Source organism: Rugamonas fusca, from assembly GCF_014042365.1.
In the GTDB taxonomy this organism is placed as follows: domain Bacteria; phylum Pseudomonadota; class Gammaproteobacteria; order Burkholderiales; family Burkholderiaceae_D; genus Rugamonas; species Rugamonas fusca.
Genome location: NZ_JACEZS010000003.1, coordinates 237,973 through 255,005 on the forward strand (window position 1 = coordinate 237,973; position 17,033 = coordinate 255,005).

General features: G+C 65.5%; 16 protein-coding genes. 10 read left to right on the forward strand and 6 right to left on the reverse strand.

Annotated features, from left to right (window positions below; all coding sequences use genetic code 11):
* Positions 1-8: 8 nt before the first annotated feature.
* The 3 genes from H3H36_RS05895 to H3H36_RS05905 are packed head-to-tail and all read right to left on the reverse strand — an operon-like array spanning position 9 to position 3,694.
* Positions 9-905, reverse strand: coding sequence for a branched-chain amino acid ABC transporter permease (locus H3H36_RS05895; RefSeq protein WP_182215354.1), 897 nt, complete (start codon positions 903-905; stop codon positions 9-11).
* 6 nt (positions 906-911) lie between these two features.
* Positions 912-1,733, reverse strand: coding sequence for an ABC transporter ATP-binding protein (locus tag H3H36_RS05900; protein WP_182215139.1), 822 nt, complete (start codon positions 1,731-1,733; stop codon positions 912-914).
* Positions 1,734-1,747: 14 nt separating this feature from the next.
* Positions 1,748-3,694, reverse strand: a complete 1,947-nt coding sequence (locus H3H36_RS05905; protein ID WP_375539577.1) for an AMP-binding protein — start codon at positions 3,692-3,694, stop codon at positions 1,748-1,750.
* 163 nt (positions 3,695-3,857) lie between these two features.
* On the opposite strand from H3H36_RS05905, the gene H3H36_RS05910 reads away from it, so the two are divergent.
* The 7 genes from H3H36_RS05910 (at position 3,858) to H3H36_RS05940 (ending at position 9,888) form a co-directional block, all read left to right on the forward strand.
* Positions 3,858-4,544 (forward strand): Crp/Fnr family transcriptional regulator, encoded by a 687-nt coding sequence (locus H3H36_RS05910; RefSeq protein ID WP_182215144.1) that lies wholly within the window; start codon positions 3,858-3,860, stop codon positions 4,542-4,544.
* 419 nt (positions 4,545-4,963) lie between these two features.
* A complete protein-coding gene (locus H3H36_RS05915; protein ID WP_182215147.1) occupies positions 4,964-6,778 on the forward strand; it encodes an aminopeptidase P family protein in 1,815 nt (604 codons plus the stop codon).
* Complete coding sequence (locus tag H3H36_RS05920) at positions 6,775-7,032, forward strand: hypothetical protein (protein WP_182215149.1); 258 nt, start codon at positions 6,775-6,777, stop codon at positions 7,030-7,032. The genes H3H36_RS05915 and H3H36_RS05920 overlap by 4 nt, the downstream gene beginning before the upstream one ends.
* Before the next feature lie 58 nt (positions 7,033-7,090).
* Complete coding sequence (locus tag H3H36_RS05925; RefSeq protein WP_182215151.1) at positions 7,091-7,837, forward strand: MgtC/SapB family protein; 747 nt, start codon at positions 7,091-7,093, stop codon at positions 7,835-7,837.
* Between the two features lie 39 nt (positions 7,838-7,876).
* The gene (locus H3H36_RS05930) at positions 7,877-8,461 is read left to right on the forward strand and encodes a DUF924 family protein (protein ID WP_182215356.1); all 585 of its coding nucleotides are present in this window, start codon (positions 7,877-7,879) and stop codon (positions 8,459-8,461) included.
* Complete coding sequence (locus tag H3H36_RS05935) at positions 8,461-9,282, forward strand: Rossmann-like and DUF2520 domain-containing protein (RefSeq protein WP_182215153.1); 822 nt, start codon at positions 8,461-8,463, stop codon at positions 9,280-9,282. The genes H3H36_RS05930 and H3H36_RS05935 overlap by 1 nt, the downstream gene beginning before the upstream one ends.
* Positions 9,283-9,525: 243 nt before the next feature.
* Positions 9,526-9,888 carry a hypothetical protein gene (locus tag H3H36_RS05940; protein ID WP_182160789.1) on the forward strand — a complete coding sequence of 121 codons (363 nt, stop codon included), beginning with the start codon at positions 9,526-9,528 and terminating at the stop codon, positions 9,886-9,888.
* 19 nt (positions 9,889-9,907) lie between these two features.
* On the opposite strand, the gene H3H36_RS05945 is transcribed toward H3H36_RS05940, so the two are convergent.
* Positions 9,908-10,510, reverse strand: a complete 603-nt coding sequence (locus H3H36_RS05945; protein WP_182215155.1) for a putative pterin-binding protein — start codon at positions 10,508-10,510, stop codon at positions 9,908-9,910.
* A 43-nt stretch (positions 10,511-10,553) separates the two neighbouring features.
* Between H3H36_RS05945 and H3H36_RS05950 the strand changes: the two genes are divergently transcribed.
* Positions 10,554-11,150: an alpha-ketoglutarate-dependent dioxygenase AlkB family protein gene (locus H3H36_RS05950; RefSeq protein ID WP_182215157.1), complete on the forward strand. Its 597-nt coding sequence runs from the start codon at positions 10,554-10,556 to the stop codon at positions 11,148-11,150.
* Positions 11,151-11,363: 213 nt separating this feature from the next.
* On the forward strand, positions 11,364-11,951 hold the full coding sequence (locus H3H36_RS05955; protein WP_182215159.1) for an outer membrane beta-barrel protein: 588 nt from the start codon (positions 11,364-11,366) through the stop codon (positions 11,949-11,951).
* 126 nt (positions 11,952-12,077) lie between these two features.
* On the opposite strand, the gene ettA is transcribed toward H3H36_RS05955, so the two are convergent.
* Together ettA and rarD are read right to left on the reverse strand one after the other, a co-directional pair.
* Positions 12,078-13,745, reverse strand: a complete 1,668-nt coding sequence (gene ettA, locus H3H36_RS05960; RefSeq protein ID WP_182215161.1) for an energy-dependent translational throttle protein EttA — start codon at positions 13,743-13,745, stop codon at positions 12,078-12,080.
* Positions 13,746-13,943: 198 nt separating this feature from the next.
* Positions 13,944-14,831 carry an EamA family transporter RarD gene (gene rarD, locus H3H36_RS05965; RefSeq protein ID WP_182215359.1) on the reverse strand — a complete coding sequence of 296 codons (888 nt, stop codon included), beginning with the start codon at positions 14,829-14,831 and terminating at the stop codon, positions 13,944-13,946.
* Positions 14,832-15,049: 218 nt separating this feature from the next.
* Here rarD and H3H36_RS05970 point away from each other — a divergent pair, with 218 nt between their 5' ends.
* On the forward strand, positions 15,050-16,927 hold the full coding sequence (locus H3H36_RS05970; protein ID WP_182215163.1) for a potassium transporter Kup: 1,878 nt from the start codon (positions 15,050-15,052) through the stop codon (positions 16,925-16,927).
* Positions 16,928-17,033 lie beyond the last annotated feature (106 nt).

A 17,033-nucleotide genomic window follows, 5' to 3' on the forward strand; every position in this document is an offset into this window, starting at 1 on the left:
CGATCCTCTCAGATTCTGCGGATGATTTTTTCGCCGAACAGCCCTTCGGGCCGCACCAGCAGGAACGCCAGGGCCAGCACGTAAGGGAACCAGCCCTCGATGCCGCCGCCGACCATGGGGCCGATGTAGACTTCGGCCAGCTTTTCCGACGCGCCGATGATCAGGCCACCGACGATGGCGCCCGGCATGGAGGTGAAGCCGCCCAGGATCAGCACCGGCAGCGCTTTCAGCGCGACGAAGGTGAGCGCGAACTGCACGCCGTTGCGGGCGCCCCACAGCAGGCCCGCCACCAGCGCCACCATGCCGGCCACGGACCACAGCACGGCCCAGATGCGCTGCAGCGGAATGCCCACGGCCAGCGCGGCCTGGTGGTCGTCGGCCACGGCGCGCAGCGCGCGGCCCACCTTGGTGCGGGCGAACAGCAGGGCCAGCGCCGTCACCAGCAGCGCGCAGATGCCGGCCGCCGCCACGTCGAACTGGGATACGATGATGTTGAATTTATCGAGCAAAAATTGCAGCGGCACGTCCTCGATCGGCAGTTCCAGCTTGTGCACCTGCGAGCCCCAGATCAGTTGCGCCAGGCCCTCGATGAAAAAGGCCAGGCCGATGGTGGCCATGAACAGCGTGATCTCGGGCTGGTTCACGAGCGGGCGCAGCACCACGCGCTCGATGGCCAGGCCCAGCACGATCATCACGACGATGGTGATCGGGATCGCCAGCCACACGGACAGGCCGAACTTGTCCACCATGCCCACGCAGGTGAGGGCGGCGAAGAACACCATCGCACCCTGGGCGAAGTTGAACACGCCGGACGCCTTGTAGATCAGCACGAAGCCGATCGCCACCAGCGCGTACATCACGCCCGACAGCAGGCCGCCGATCAGCACTTCGAAGAAAAAGTTCACGTTCATTTAGTGCTCCACCCCGAGATAAGCGTTGATCACGTCCTGGTTGGTGCGTACCTCGTCGGGCGTGCCGTCGCCGATCTTCTTGCCGTAGTCGAGCACCACCACGCGGTCCGAGATATCCATCACCACGCCCATGTCGTGCTCGATCAGTACGATGGTGGTGCCGAACTGGTCGTTCACGTCCAGGATGAAGCGGCACATGTCCTGCTTCTCCTCCACGTTCATGCCGGCCATCGGTTCGTCCAGCAGCAGGATTTCCGGTTCGGCCGCCAGCGCCCGGCCCAGCTCCACGCGCTTTTGCAGGCCGTAGGGCAGGCGGCCCACGGGCGTCTTGCGGATCGCCTGGATCTCCAGGAAGTCGATGATCTCCTCGGCCTTGATGCGGTGTTCGATCTCCTCGCGGCGCGCCGGGCCCCAGTACAGGGCCTGCAGCAGGAAATTGGACTTCATCTTCAGGTTACGGCCCGTCATGATGTTGTCGAGCACCGTCATGCCCTTGAACAGGGCGATGTTCTGGAAGGTGCGCGCGATGCCGGACTTGGCGGCCGCGTAGCAGTCCATGTTCTTGCGGTGTTCGCCGCGGTAGATGATCTCCCCTTGCTGCGGGCGGTACACGCCGTTGATCACGTTGAGCATGGAGCTCTTGCCGGCGCCGTTGGGGCCGATGATGGCGCGGATCTCGTGCTCCTTCACGTTGAAGGAGATGTCGGTCAGCGCGCGCACGCCGCCGAACGACAGCGAGATATTTTTCAGGTCCAGGATCACGGGGCCGGTGCGACGGCCGGCATGGGCGCCCAGATGCGCTTCGATTTCATTCATTTGCATGGTGGTGTCCTCCGTCATGCCGCTGCCTGGACTGCCGGGTAGGTCTTGCAGTCCCAGATTTTCAGGTCGGCCGAGACGGCGCCCGTGCGGCCATCCTCGAACTTGACCTGGGTGGTGATGAACTGCGAGCTCTTGCCGCTGTACAGGGCGTCGATCAGCACCGCGTATTTTTCGGCGATGAACTTGCGGCGCACCTTGCGGGTGCGGGTCAGCTCATCGTCATCCGGGTCCAGCTCCTTGTGCAGCACCAGGAAGCGGTGCACCTGGGTGCCGGCCATGCCGGTCTCGGCGGCCAGGCCGGCGTTGACTTTTTCCACGCAGTCGCGCACCAGTTCATAGGTCTGCTGGTGGGCCGCCAGGTCCGTGTAGCCGGAATAGGCGATGCCGCGCCGCTCGGCCCAGTTGCCCACGGCTTCCATGTCGATGTTGATGAAGGCGCACACCTGGTCGCGCGCATGGCCGAACGCCACCGCCTCCTTGATGAAGGGGAAGAACTTGAGCTTGTTCTCGATGTAGTTGGGCGCGAACATGGCGCCGTCGTTCATGCGGCCCACGTCGGCCGCGCGGTCGATGATCTTCAGGTGGCCTTCGGCGTCGAACAGGCCGGCGTCGCCGGTGTGGAAGTAGCCGTCGGCGTCGATCACTTCGGCCGTGGCGTCGGGGCGCTTGTAGTAGCCGGCCATGGTGGCGGGCGAGCGCACCAGCACTTCGCCGTTCTCGGCCAGCCGCACTTCCACGCCGGGCGCGGGCAGGCCCACGCTGTCGAACTTGATGTGGCCATCCGGTTGCAGGCACACGTAGGCGCAGGTTTCCGTGGAACCGTACAGCTGCTTGAGGTTGACCCCGATCGAGCGGTAGAAGCGGAACAGGTCGGGGCCGATGGCCGCGCCGGCCGTGTAGGCCACGCGCACGCGCGACAGGCCCAGCACGTTCTTCAACGGGCCATACACGAGCAGGTTGCCGAGCGCGTAGGCGGCACGGTCGGCCAGCGGCACCGGCTTGCCATCCAGGATGTCGGCGCCGCAGCGGCGCGCCACCTCCATGAAGTGGTGGAACATGCGGCGCTTGATGGCGCCCGCGTCCTCCATCCGTATCATCACGGTGGTCAGCATGTTCTCGAAGATGCGCGGCGGGGCGAAGTAGTAGGTGGGGCCGATCTCGCGCATGTCGGTCAGCACCGTGTCGCCCGATTCGGGGCAGTTGACCGTGAAGCCGGCCACCATGGCCTGGGCCAGCGAGAACAGGCAGTCGCCCACCCAGGCCATGGGCAGGTAGGACAGGATGTCTTCGCGCTCGGTCAGCTGGTCGAAGCCCACGCCGCCGGTGGCGGCCGCGATCAGCGAGGCGTGGCTCTGGCACACGCCTTTCGGTTTGCCGGTGGTGCCGGAGGTGTAGAGCATGATGGCGTGGTCGCTGCCCCGGCCGGCCGCGATGGCGGCTTCGTAGGCGCCCGGATGGTCGCGGTCCCATGCCCGGCCCAGCTCCTGCACGGCCGCGAACGCGGACAGTTCCGGCTGGCGGTAATGGCGCATGCCCCGTTCGTCCTCGTAGACGATGTGGGCGATGCCGGGGTAGGCGGCGCGCAGTTCGAGCAGCTTGTCGACCTGCTCCTGGTCTTCCACCACGGCGTAGTGGATTTCCGCGTTGTCCAGCACGTAGGCCATGTCGGCGGCCGGCGCATCCTGGTACAGCGGTACGGGCACGCCGCCCAGCGCTTGCGCGGCCAGCATGGCCCAGTACAAGCGGGGGCGGTTGTCGCCGATGATGGCCAGGTGCATGCCGCGCTCAAAACCCAGCGCGGCCAGGCCGCAGGCCAGGGCGCGCACTTCCGCGTTCACTTGCGCCCAGTTCCAGCTTTGCCAGATGCCCAGGTCCTTTTCGCGGAACGCGGGCCGCTGCGGCCGGTCTACGCCGTGCTGCAATAGCCGGCGTGGGAACGTATCCAAATCAGTTTGCACCAGTGTCTCCTGTTGCGGTCTGTTGTTATGGTGCCGTGCTCGCTTGCGGATTGCCATCCAGATAGCGGCCCGTCATCCTTTTTGTGTGATGATAGTAGCCTGACGGCAGGGACCAGGTTGTCTTTTCGACGACAATCGCCCGACTTTTTTATGGTGCAATGCAACAATGCAAACTGAACAACGTAGCTTGAAGGAAGCGCTGCGCACGGCCAACTGGGCCGGCTGCCTGACGCCCGAGCAGATGGCGCGGGTGGAAGCGGACACGTTCGAGACCTTCGTACCCAAGGGCGGCTATGTGTGCCGTAAAGGCGACAAGGTGGAACATTGGCTGGGCATCATCGGCGGCATGGTCAAGATGAACAATTTCTCGGCTTCGGGCAAGAGCGTGACGTTCACCGGCGTGCCGCCCGGCGGCTGGTTCGGTGAAGGCTCGCTGCTCAAGGATGAATTCCGCAAGTACGACGCGATGGCGCTGCGCGACAGCCGCATCGCCCGCATGCCGGCCGCCACTTTCCACTGGCTGCTGGAATCGAGCCTGCCGTTCACGCGCTTTTTGCTGATCCAGTTGAATGAACGGCTGGGGCAGTTCATCGGCATGGTGGAGAACGACCGCCTGCTCAATGTGGACACGCGGGTGGCGCGCTGCCTGGCGTCGATGTTCAATTCCCATCTGTATCCAGGGCTGGAGCCGCTGGTGCAGATTTCGCAGGAGGAGCTGGGGTTCTTGTCGGGCGCCTCGCGCCAGCGCGCCAACCAGGCCTTGCAGTTGCTGGAGAAGCAGGGCTTGCTCAGCATCGATTACTGCGGCATACGGATCCTGGATCTGGAGGGGTTGCGGCGGTTTGAGGCGTGAGCTCAGTCATGGCCATGAATAACTCCGGGCGGTGGTCGTTGAGATACATGAGCACGGGTTTCCTGCCGCGTGCAGCTACTGCCAGGGAGATCCAGAGTCCATGTGGATTTCGTTCTATTTTCGCTCCTGCTTTGTCCTGCTTTCTTCTATTTTCACCGGCAAACCCGAAGCAGGGCAAAGCAGGAAAAAGCAGAGGAAAACAGAAGCGGAAATAGAACGTTATCCACACGCGCCAGACAGGGCGCGGCGAGTCCGCATTCCCGCTCAGTTGTCCGATCATCGACGATGCTTCCTGCACACGACGTTCGCCGGGCAATTCGCCCCGCCCCGGCCTCCTTCTGCCCCAGCCCCAATCGCGGTATCATAGGGCTACCTTCTGTCGCCGCAGGCAGATCCGTATAAACGATTTGCAGCCATTCATGTCCCATACCGAACGTTCCGACATCGCCGCCCGCCTCGCGCAGCTGCGCCAGGCCATGCGCCGCCACCAGATCGACGCGCTGATGGTGCCGTCCTCCGACCCGCACCTGTCCGAATATCTGCCTGCCCGCTGGCAAGGCCGCCAGTGGCTGAGCGGCTTCACCGGCTCGGTCGGCACCTTCATCATCACGGCCGATTTCGCCGGCGTGTGGACCGACGCGCGCTACTGGACCCAGGCCGAAACGGAACTGGCCGGCACCACCGTGCAGCTGATGAAAATCCCGTCCGGCGCCAGCGTGCTGTACATCGACTGGCTGGCCGAACACCTGCAAGCGGGCCAGACGCTGGCCGTCGATGGCGCCGTGCTGGGCCTGGCCACGGCCCGCCTGCTGGCCCAGGCCCTGCACGCCAAGGGCACGCTGCTGCGCACCGACCTCGATGTGCTGGACGAAGTGTGGCAAGACCGTCCCGCGCTGCCGGCGGCGCCCGTATTCGAGCACCTGCCGCCGCACGCGGACCTGAGCCGCGCCGCCAAGCTGGCCGCGCTGCGCCAGGCCATGCGCGAGCAGGGCGCCAGCCACCACGTGCTGTCCACGCTGGACGATATCGCCTACCTGTTCAACCTGCGCGGGGCCGACGTCAACTTCAATCCCGTGTTCCTGTCGCACGCGCTGGTCGATGCGGCCGGCGCCACGCTGTTCGTGGCCGATGGCAAAGTGGCGCCGCAGTTGCGCGCGGCGCTGGCGCACGATGGCGTGACGCTCGCGCCGTATGCCGACGCCGCAGCCGCGCTGGCCGCGCTGCCGGCCGGCGCCGTGCTGTTGCTGGACCCGCGCCGCGTCACCCACGGCACGCGCCAGGCCGTACCGGCCGGTGTACAAGTGGTGGAGTCCGTCAACCCGACCACGTTCGCCAAGTCGAAAAAGACCGGGGCCGAAGCGGCCCACGTGCGCCAGACCATGGAGCACGATGGCGCGGCCCTGTGCGAATTCTTCGCCTGGCTGGAACAGACCCTGGCCGACCCGCACCGCGCGCCATTGACTGAACTGGACATCGACCGCGAGCTGACGGCCGCCCGCGCCCGCCGGCCCGGCTTCGTCAGCCCCAGTTTCGGCACCATCGCCGGCTTCCGCGCCAACGGCGCCATCATGCACTACCGCGCCACCGAGGCGGCCCACGCCACGATTGCGGGCGACGGCCTGCTGCTGATCGATTCGGGCGGCCAGTACCTGGGCGGCACCACGGACATCACGCGCGTGGTGCCGGTGGGCGAACCCACGGCCGAGCAGCGGCGCGACTTCACGCTGGTGCTCAAGGGCGTGATCGCGCTGTCGTCGGCGCAGTTCCCGCGCGGCACCCGCTCGCCCATGCTCGACGCGCTGGCGCGCGCGCCCCTGTGGGCGGCCGGCATGGACTTCGGCCACGGCACCGGCCACGGCGTGGGCTACTTCCTCAACGTGCACGAAGGCCCGCAGTCGATTTCGCCCACCGCCATGCCGGAGCCGCACACGGCGATGGAGGCCGGCATGATCACCTCCGTCGAACCGGGCCTGTACCGTCCCGGCCAGTGGGGCATACGGATCGAGAACCTGGTGCTCAACGTGGACGCGGGCAGCACGGCATTCGGCAGCTTCCTGCGCTTCGAAACGCTCACGCTGTGCCCGATCGACACGCGCTGCGTGGACCTGGCGCTGCTGCGCGACGATGAGCGCCAGTGGCTCAATGATTACCACGCCACCGTGCGCGCGCGCCTGCGTGCGCACCTGGCCGGCGATGCGCTGGCGTGGCTGGTGCGGCGCACGGAGGCCGTATGAGCGCCCGTTCGACCAGGGCCACGTCGGCCATCGCCCGGCTCAAGGAGCGCAGCGGCAATCCGAAATACACCATGTCGCGCACCGGCAGCGGCCATTTCTTCCTGACCGAGGGACCGGGCTTGCCACCGTTGTGCGCGCCGCTGGAACTGGACGACTTTGTCGCCTTCGTCAACGGCCTGGGGCCGCAGACGCCCAAGCGCGTCAGCAAGCTCGACGTGGCGTTTGAAAAGCAGCTGAACAAGAAGGCGCCTTGAGCGCCGCGGCGCGCCCGCTGGTGCGCGCCCGGGAACCAACACTGACAAGAGGCCCATCATGCCCACCCTCGATTTCCTGTTCGCCTATTGGTCCTCGGGCGAGCTCGCCACCAATGGCGTCATCCTGCTTAACCTGATCGGCGCGCTGCTGCTTGGCCTGCTGGTGGGCTACGAGCGCTCCTACCACGGCCGCGCGGCCGGCATGCGCACCTATGGCCTGGTGTGCATGGCCTCGGCCGCGCTGACGGTGGTCACCGGCTATCCCCAGTTCTGGTTCGGCGGCCACGTGATCCCGTCGGCCATGGGCACCGATCCCACCCGCATCATCCAGGGCATCGTGACGGGCATCGGCTTCCTGGGCGCGGGCGTGATCATGCGCGAGGGCTTCAACATCAGCGGCCTGACCACGGCCGCCTCGATCTGGGCCTCGTCCGTGATCGGCGTCATGGTGGGCGTGGGGTTCTACATGTCGGCCATGGGGCTGGCCATCCTGTGCGCGATGTCCATGATCTTCCTGTCCAAGGTGGAAGCGTGGCTGCCGTCGCGCCACGCGGTCGCCATCACGATGCGCTTCCGGCCCGGCTACATGCCGCAGGAGCCGGCGCTGCGGGAAATGGCGCTGGCGCGCGGCTATGAGATCGCCAGCGGCACGCTGATGATAGGCAGCGAGGGCGGCGCCCAGGAGTGGCGCTTCGTGGCCATCGCGCTGAGCAAGCGCAGCGGCTCGACCCTGCCCCAGGTGGCGGCCGAACTGGCGCTGTTCGACGGCATCGACAGCTTCCAGCTGACGCATGCCCGCAACTAAGCGGCAACCGAAGCAGTCCCCACGATGGAGGCCGACATGATGAACGCGGAAGCAAAGGCGATCTTCGATTTCTGGTTCCTGCCGGCCGGTACGCCCGGCGCCGGCGCCGCGCGCGCCGAATGGTTCCGCAAGGACGACGCGTTCGACCGCGAGATCGGGCACCGTTTCGGCCCGCTGATCGAGCAGGCGCTGGCCGGCGGCCTGCACCACTGGGACGCGGGCGGCCCGCAGGCGGCGCTGGCCCGCATCCTGCTGCTGGACCAGTTCACCCGCAACGTCTTCCGCGGCACGCCGCGCGCGTTCGCCGGCGACAAGCTGGCGTTGCAGGCGGCGCAGGACATGGTCGACGACGACGAGGACCTGGCCCTGACGCCCTTGCAGCGCGCCTTCGTCTACCTGCCGTTCGAGCACGCGGAGGATCTCGACATGCAGCGCCAGTCCGTGGCCCTGTTCACGCGGCTGGCGGCGGCCAGCACGGGCTTCCAGAACATGCTCGATTATGCCCACCGCCACCGCGACGTGATCGAGCGCTTCGGCCGCTTCCCGCACCGGAACGCCATCCTGGGCCGGCCGTCCACGCCGGACGAGCTGGCATTCCTGCAGCAGCCGGGATCGGGCTTCTGATGCGGCGCTTGACCCTGATCGGCGCCGGCCACGTGGGCCGCGTGTTCGGCCGCCTGCTGGCCCAGGCTGGCTGCTTCGCCATCGCGGACGTGCTGACCCGTTCCCCGGCGTCGGCCGAGTCGGCGCTGGCCTTCATCGGCGCCGGCCGCGCGCCCGGCGGCTGGGACCGGTTGCGCCCGGCCGACGTGTACCTGCTGGCCGTGGCCGACGACCAGATCGTGCCGGCCTGCGCCGCGCTGGCGCAGGCCGTGCCGCTGGCGGGCGCCGTCGTGTTCCATTGCAGCGGTGCGCTGGCGTCGGACCAGTTGCAGGCCGCGCGCGCGGCCGGCGCGCTGGTGGCCAGCGTCCACCCGATCCGTAGTTTCGCCGACCCCGAGGCGGTGGCGGCCCATTTCGCCGGCACATATTGCGGCGTGGAGGGCGACGCGCAGGCGCTGGCCATCCTCAATCCGGCGCTGGAAGCAATCGCCGCGCGGCCGGTGGCCATCGATGCCTCGGCCAAGACCGTGTACCACGCGGCGGCCGTATTCGCCAGCAATTACCTGGTGACGGTGCTGGACGCGGCCCTGCGCGCCTACCAGGCGGCCGGCGTGCCGGAGGCGGTGGCGCGCGAACTGGCCAGGCCGCTGGCGACGGAATCGCTGGCCAATGTGTTCCGGCTGGGGGCGCCGGCCGCGCTCAGCGGCCCGGTGGCGCGCGGCGATTACGCCACGGTGGCGCGCCAGCAGAAGGCCGTGACAGATTGGGACGCGGCCACGGGCGCGCTGTACGAGGCGCTGGTGGCGCCCACGGCCGACGTGGCGCGCCGCAAGCCACGCTAGCGCGCCATCCTTGCAAATGACTAGTTCACAACTATATTTTAGACAAGAGGCGGCCCGCGTCGCCGGGCGCCGGTGCCGCCGCCAGGAGACGAAATTGCAAATTAATGACGGGAGGTGTCGACAAACCCCCCAATTAGCAATAAGCTTGTTCTCTGGAATCTTTTCTTGACGAAGCAAGCGATCAGAAAAACAAGTCAGCACGCGCGCGGCCCAGGCCTGCGCTACTAGGATAGGGGTAAGAACATGTTATTTCTGAAGAGTACGACGGTGACCAAGGCGCCCGGCATCTACGAAGTGGACATCGCCGCCAAGCCGCCTGGCAAGACTTACGGCGTCTTCCTGGCCACCGATCCCGACAACCAGCCGACCGAAGTGCTGGCGGCGCTGGCCGCCATGGGGTTCCACAACACCTACAGCGGCGGTTATACCCACAAGGACCGCGGCAAGGTGCTGGACCTGCACTTCCAGAAGGATGGCACCGACCTGTTCAAGGGCTGGAAGGCCGAGGAATGCGAAGCCAACCTGGCCGCCATCACCAGCCTGTTCAACGGCATCGGCATCCAGATCACGCCGCGCGTGATGTCGCTGGCGGAAGCCTACGCCTGATCCCGGACTGATCCAGGCCTCAGGCCTGGACCTCGACGTGGTACAGGGCCCACGGGCAGGCGCCGAACCGCTCCGGCAGCGGTTTGGCGGCCATCTCGGGCACCTGGTCCGCGTCATAGATGGCCCATAGCGGGCCCAATCCCCCCAACGCCATCGGTGCGCCATCCAGGTGGGTGGCCACGATGTAGCGCTGCGCGCGCGCTTGCGCCAGGCTCAGCACGGCCGCATAGCCATCCACCGCCCGCAGCACCAGCTTGCCACTGTCGGCCAGGCGGGCGCCGGCCGCCTTCACCACGTCCACCAGCGCCGGCCCGTGCAGCAGGTGCGGCTTGCCATCGTATTCCAGCGTGGGGCGGATGGTGAACGCGGGCAGGGCCAGCAGCGCGTTGTAGTCGAACGCGTGGGCCTTGTCGAAACTGAGCTTTTGCTTGTGCATCATCTGGTCCGTCACGGGGTCGAACGGGCCGCGGTTGGGCTGGACCATGGCGCCCGTCACCGTCAGCAGGGCGGGGCCGCGCAAGGCGGGGGAAGCTGCCGAAGCGGGCGTGCCGGCGCGGGTGGACGCGGCGGGCAAGGTCAGGGCGGCAGCGCCGGCGGCGGTCAGGAACTGGCGTTTTTGCATCAGTGGCGTCCTAGTCTGGTGGGATGCCGCTATCATAACGCGCATGGACTTGTTTGACGCCACCTCCAGCCTGATGCCCATCCCCATCGAGGATGGCGAACTGGCCTTCCAGCAGCGGCTGGCCTTGCCCTGGCCGCCGGAGCAGGTGCTGGCGCGCCTGATCGCGGACACGGACTGGCGTGCCGAATCCATCACCCTGTGGGGCAAGACCCACCCGCAGCCGCGCCTGACGGCCTGGCATGGCGCGGCGCGCTACCGCTATTCGGGCATGACGCTGGAGCCGCAACCATTCACGGCGCTGCAACTGGCCATCAAGGCCGCCGTCGAGCAGGCCACGGGGCGGCGCTACAACAGCGTGCTGCTCAATTACTACCGCGACGAGCGCGACAGCATGGGTTTCCATAGCGATGACGAGCCGGAACTGGGGCCGGAACCGGCCATCGCCTCCGTCAGCTTCGGCGCGCCGCGCACGTTCATCCTCAAGCACAAGCGCCTGCCGCGCACGGTCAAGCTGGCGCTGGGCGACGGCAGCCTGCTGCTGATGGCCGGCACCCTGCAACGCCACTGGCGCCACGGCATCAACAAGCAGGGCACGCCGTGCGGGCCGCGGGTTAATCTGACCTTCCGCAGCATTCTTTAATCTTCGTCAAACTGTCCGAAATTGCGTGCTACGGCGCGCTTTTGCCATCATGGCTGGCCCGGTGCGCATGCGCCGCAGGGCTTACAACTGGACACAAATCTTACGAAATTAGGACGGACGTTGACCGGCCTAACTGCTATCTTGGTCACATCGCAATTCAGAGAACTGCGATCCCAGGCAAGTCCCTCAACTTTTTGCTGAAAGATCCAACAAATGAAAAAGATTCTGTTCGCATTGATTGCCTCCGCTACCGCCCTGAGCGGTGTGACCGCCCACGCCGCCGATGCCGGCACGGGCTATGTGGGCGCCGGCCTGGTCGGCAGCCGCTACAATTTCGACGTGCCCGTCACGTCCGCCACGGATGACCACAGTGGCAATAAAGTGAGCGGCAAGATTTTCGCCGGCTACAACATCGACAAGACCTTCGCCGTGGAAGGCGGCTACACGGACTTCGGCAGCCAGAGCTACAACTACACGCTCAACGGCGCCAACGGCCGCCTGGAAAGCGATGCCCATTCGTTCTACGTGGCCGGCAAGGCCAGCATGCCCGTCAACGAGCAATTCAATGTGTTCGGCAAGCTGGGCGTCTCGCGCAACCACAACAGCGTGGACGCGACGGGCGCGGCGGCGGCCTACGGCGGCAGCGGCAACAAGAATGCGCTGTACGCTTCCGTGGGCGGCGAATATGCGCTCAACAAGAACGTCTCGCTGTCGCTCGAATATGAGCACTACGGCAAGAATGACAACGATCTGGGCCGCAAGACCGGCGCCATCACGGGCGGTCTGCGCTACAACTTCTAAGTCCGACCTCGCGCCTCACGCAGATCTCACTTGGAAACGGGGGCCGTCCGGGCTCCCGGGCAACAAAAAAAGGCACGGTGTTTGCGCACCGTGCCTTTTTCCATTTTTTCCGTTGAGCGCTGAGGCTTACACCGTCAGCGGCTTGTAGCGGATGCGCTTGGGCTTGGCGCCTTCCTCGCCCAGGCGCTTCTTCTTGTCGGCTTCGTATTCCTGGTAGTTACCGTCGAAGAAGGTCACTTGCGAATTGCCTTCGAACGCCAGGATGTGGGTGGCGATACGGTCCAGGAACCAGCGGTCGTGCGAGATCACCATTACGCTGCCGGCGAATTCCAGCAGTGCATCTTCCAGCGCGCGCAGGGTTTCCACGTCCAGGTCGTTGGACGGTTCGTCCAGCAGCAGCACGTTGCCGCCCATCAGCAGCGTCTTGGCCAGGTGCAGGCGGCCCCGTTCACCACCGGACAGGTTGCCGACGATCTTTTGCTGGTCGCCGCCCTTGAAGTTGAAGCGGCCCAGGTAGGCGCGCGACGGCATTTCGAAGCGGCCCACGCTGAGCATATCGGCGCCGCCGGTCACGTCCTCGAACACGGTCTTGCCGTCCGACAGCGCGTCGCGGTGCTGGTCGACCATCGAGATCTTGGCCGTCTTGCCGATCACCACTTCGCCGCTGTCGGGCGTTTCCTTGCCGGTGATCATCTTGAACAGGGTCGACTTACCGGCGCCGTTGGGGCCGATGATGCCGACGATGGCGCCAGCCGGAATGGTGAACGACAGGTTGTCGATCAGCATGCGGTCGCCGAACGACTTCGACACATTCTTGAACTCGATCACTTCATTACCGAGGCGCTCGGCCACGGGGATGAAGATTTCCTGGGTTTCATTGCGCTTCTGGTATTCGTGCTCGCTCAGCTCGTTGAAGCGGGCCAGGCGGGCCTTGGACTTGGCCTGGCGCGCCTTGGGATTCTGGCGCGACCATTCCAGTTCCTTCTGCAGCGCCTTCTGGCGTGCCGATTCCGTCGCCTCTTCCTGCTTCAGGCGGGCTTGCTTCTGGTCCAGCCACGAGCTGTAGTTGCCCTTCCAGGGAATGCCGCTGCCGCGGTCCAGTTCCAGGATCCATTCGGCCGCGTTGTCGAGGAAGTAGCGGTCGTGGGTGATGCCCACCACGGTGCCGGGGAAGCGCAGCAGGAATTGCTCCAGCCACTCGACCGATTCGGCGTCCAGGTGGTTGGTGGGCTCATCGAGCAGCAGCATGTCGGGCTTGGACAGCAGCAGGCGGCACAGCGCCACGCGGCGCTTCTCACCGCCCGACAGCACGCCGATCTTGGCGTCCCAGGGCGGCAGGCGCAGCGCGTCGGCCGCCATTTCCAGTTGCAAATTCAGATTGCCGCCGTCGGAGGCGGCGATGATGGCTTCCAGACGGGCCTGCTCGGCGGCCAGCGCGTCGAAGTCGGCGTCTTCCTCGGCATAGGCGGCGTACACGGCGTCGAGCTTGGCTTGCGCCTCGAACGCTTCGCCCAGGCCGCCTTCGACGGCCTGGCGCACGGTCTGTTCCGGGTCCAGCTGCGGTTCCTGCGGCAGGTAGCCGATGTTCAGGCCCGGCATGGGGCGCGCTTCGCCCTGGATGTCGGTGTCGATGCCGGCCATGATCTTGAGCAAGCTCGACTTACCGGAGCCGTTCAGGCCCAGCACGCCGATCTTCGCGCCTGGAAAGAAGGACAGCGAGATATCTTTCAGGATCTGGCGCTTGGGCGGGACGATTTTGCCCACGCGGTTCATGGTGTAGACGTAATTTGCCATTGAAACTCTCGGTTAGAAAACTGTAAAACGAATAGAAAAGCGGGGAAGGGTGACAGCATACACAAAAATGGCCCCCGCCAGCCCGAAATCGTGCGACCACGTGAAAATCGGGGACGTAACACCATTTATCCGCACGGGAATATCGTGTTACGTCCCCGATTTATCTGCATGGGAATACTGTGTTACGTCCCCGATTTTTCAGGCGGGCAAGGGGGCGGGGCGGCGCATCAGCCACAGCCCTTCGGCCACGTACAGCAGCAGCGCGCTCCAGATCACGGCGAAGCCGGCCAGCCGGGCCGGCGTGAACGCTTCGTGGAAGAACCACACGCCCAGCAGCATCTGGATGGTGGGGCCGATGTATTGCAGCAGGCCCAGCACGGACAGCGGGATGCGGCGCGCGCCGGCCGCGAACAGCAGCAGCGGGATGGCCGTGATGGGGCCGGCCGCCACCAGCAGCCAGCGCGTGCTGTCATGCGCCGTGTTGATGAAGGTGTTCTGGCCATGCCAGCTGAGCCAGCCCAGATAGATGACGGCCAGCGGGAACAGCAGCATGGTTTCCAGCGACAAGCCTTCCAGCGCGGCCAGCGCGGCCGTCTTGCGCAGCAGGCCGTAGACGCCGAAGGTGCCGGCCAGCAGCAGCGCGATCCACGGCAACTGGCCGCCCTGCCACGTGAGCCAGGCCACGCCGCAGGCCGCCACGACGATGGCCAGCCACTGGCCGCGCCGCAGCTTTTCCTTCAGCACCAGCAAACCGAGCAGCACATTGACCAGCGGATTGATGAAGTAGCCCAGGCTGGCGTCGATCACATGGCCGTTGTTGACGGCCCAGATATAAATGAACCAGTTACTGCTGAGGAAAATGGCGCTGGCCACGAAGCCGGCCAGCACCTTGGGCTGGTTCAGCAGCTTGGGCAGCCAGCCCCACTGGCGCCGCACGGCCAGCACGATGGCCAGGAACAGCAGCGACCACACCATGCGGTGGGCCAGGATTTCCAGCGGCGTCACTTCGCCGATGGCGTGAAAATACAAGGGGAACAGGCCCCAGACGAGAAACGCCAGCGCGGCGTAGACAATTCCGGTGTTCATGGTGAAATAGGGGAGGGCGCGAGGCACGGTCTGTCATTATCCCCGAAATGGTGCAAGCTCGCTGAGCCGCTCCCAACGCGGCAGTTTTCACTTTGTCACGGCCAGCGTACACTGCGGGATTCGCACCGCTTTGGACGCCACAGCATGTCAAAATTTACTTGCCTTTTGCTAATACCTATCCTATTGTGCAATGCACCAAAACAACAACAGGTGCAATCTTGACCGCGCAACACAAGAAGAGCAATCTCGTCGCCCTGACCCTGGCCGCCATTGGCATCGTCTATGGCGACATCGGCACCAGCCCGCTGTACACCCTCAAGACCATTTTTTCCAGTGAACATGGTTTGGCGCTGAACCCGGCCAACCTGCTGGGCGTGATTTCCCTGATTTTCTGGGGCCTGACCATCATCGTCTCGCTCAAGTACGTGACCTTGGTGCTGCGCGCCGACAACCGCGGCGAAGGCGGCATCATGGCCCTGATGGCGCTGGCCCTCAATTCCGTCAGCAAGTCCCCCGGCCTGCACTACAAGTTGATGCTGTGCGGCGTGTTCGGCGCCGCCCTGTTCTACGGTGACAGCGTGATCACCCCCGCCATTTCCGTGCTGTCGGCCATCGAAGGTCTGGAAGTGGCCACGCCGGCCCTGAAACCGTACGTGGTGCCGCTGACCATCGCCGTGCTGGTGGCCCTGTACGCGCTGCAGCAGCATGGCACGGCCGGCATCGGCCGCTGGTTCGGCCCCGTGATGCTGCTGTGGTTCGGCGCGCTGGCCGCCATGGGCGTGGTCAACATCATCTCCGCGCCGCAAATCCTGGCCGCGCTCAATCCCTGGCATGCGCTGCGCTTCTTGCTGGAAAACCGCCTGATCGCCTTCGTCGCGCTGGGTGCCGTGGTGCTGGCGTTCACGGGCGCCGAGGCGCTGTATGCGGACATGGGCCACTTCGGCAAAAAGCCGATCCGCATGGCCTGGTTCCTGATCGTGTTCCCCTCGCTGGCGCTGAACTACCTGGGCCAGGGCGGCCTGCTGCTGGCCCATCCCGAAGCCATTTCCAATCCGTTCTACCAGCAGCTGGGCGCCTGGAGCGTGTACCCGCTGGTGGCCATGTCCACGCTGGCCACGGTGATCGCGTCGCAGGCCACCATTTCCGGCACCTTCTCGATGACCAAGCAAGCCATCGCGCTGGGCTTCCTGCCGCGCATGCGCATCCTGCACACGTCGGCCAGCGAGATCGGCCAGATCTACATGCCGATGGTGAACTGGCTGCAGCTGGTGGTGGTGTTGCTGGCCGTGATCGGCTTCGGCTCGTCCGACAACCTGGCGGCCGCCTACGGTATCGCCGTCACGGCCACCATGCTGGCCACCACCGTGCTGACTTTCTTCGTGATCCGTTACCGCTGGCAGATCAACCTGGTGCTGTGCTGGGCCGCCACCGGCTTCTTCCTGCTGATCGACGTGTCGTTCTTCTCGGCCAACGCGCTCAAGCTGTTCCATGGCGGCTGGTTCCCGCTGCTGCTTGGCTCTGTCCTGTTCGTCGTCATGCTGACCTGGCGCGCCGGCCGCGCGCTGGTGTTCCAGAACCTGCAGAAGCACGCCATCCCGCTGGAAGACTTCCTGGCCTCGCTGTTCGTGGCGCCGCCCACGCGCGTGCCGGGCACCGCCATCTTCCTGCGCGGCGAGAGCGACGGCGTGCCGCACGCCATGCTGCACAACCTGTCGCACAACAAGGTGCTGCACGAGCGCGTGGTGTTCTTCACCATCCACATCATCGAGGAACCGTATGTGCCGGAGGCCGAACAGATCAAGATCATCGACCTGGGCCACAACTGCTTCCAGTTGAACGTGCACTACGGCTTCAAGGATGAGCCGGACATCCCCCGCGTGCTGTCCTTGTGCGCCAGCCACGGCCTGCCGTTCGAGATGATGGAGACCTCGTTCTTCATCGCCCGCCAGACCGTGATCTCGACCCCCGGCGCCGGCATGGCGCCATGGCGCGAGCACCTGTTCGTGGCCATGTCGCGCAACGCCCGCGGCGCGGCCGACTACTACCAGATCCCCAGCAACCGGGTGATCGAGCTGGGCACCCAGGTGGAAATCTGAGCAAATAAATATGTAACCGAATGTAGGGCCCGCAGCGGAAGGGACGCAGTCTGCTAAACTTCTGCTCCGATCGGCGCGCGGCGGCGCGCATCAATTCGACCCCACA

Coding starts and splice junctions, on each gene's coding strand:
- H3H36_RS05955 (WP_182215159.1), top strand. CDS start 11,364: ATGAAAAAGATTCTGTTCGCATTGATTGCCTCCGCTACCGCCCTGAGC.
- H3H36_RS05915 (WP_182215147.1), top strand. CDS start 4,964: ATGTCCCATACCGAACGTTCCGACATCGCCGCCCGCCTCGCGCAGCTG.
- H3H36_RS05950 (WP_182215157.1), top strand. CDS start 10,554: ATGGACTTGTTTGACGCCACCTCCAGCCTGATGCCCATCCCCATCGAG.
- H3H36_RS05945 (WP_182215155.1), bottom strand. CDS start 10,510: ATGCAAAAACGCCAGTTCCTGACCGCCGCCGGCGCTGCCGCCCTGACC.
- ettA (WP_182215161.1), bottom strand. CDS start 13,745: ATGGCAAATTACGTCTACACCATGAACCGCGTGGGCAAAATCGTCCCG.
- H3H36_RS05940 (WP_182160789.1), top strand. CDS start 9,526: ATGTTATTTCTGAAGAGTACGACGGTGACCAAGGCGCCCGGCATCTAC.
- H3H36_RS05930 (WP_182215356.1), top strand. CDS start 7,877: ATGAACGCGGAAGCAAAGGCGATCTTCGATTTCTGGTTCCTGCCGGCC.
- H3H36_RS05900 (WP_182215139.1), bottom strand. CDS start 1,733: ATGCAAATGAATGAAATCGAAGCGCATCTGGGCGCCCATGCCGGCCGT.
- H3H36_RS05920 (WP_182215149.1), top strand. CDS start 6,775: ATGAGCGCCCGTTCGACCAGGGCCACGTCGGCCATCGCCCGGCTCAAG.
- H3H36_RS05925 (WP_182215151.1), top strand. CDS start 7,091: ATGCCCACCCTCGATTTCCTGTTCGCCTATTGGTCCTCGGGCGAGCTC.
- H3H36_RS05910 (WP_182215144.1), top strand. CDS start 3,858: ATGCAAACTGAACAACGTAGCTTGAAGGAAGCGCTGCGCACGGCCAAC.
- H3H36_RS05935 (WP_182215153.1), top strand. CDS start 8,461: ATGCGGCGCTTGACCCTGATCGGCGCCGGCCACGTGGGCCGCGTGTTC.
- rarD (WP_182215359.1), bottom strand. CDS start 14,831: ATGAACACCGGAATTGTCTACGCCGCGCTGGCGTTTCTCGTCTGGGGC.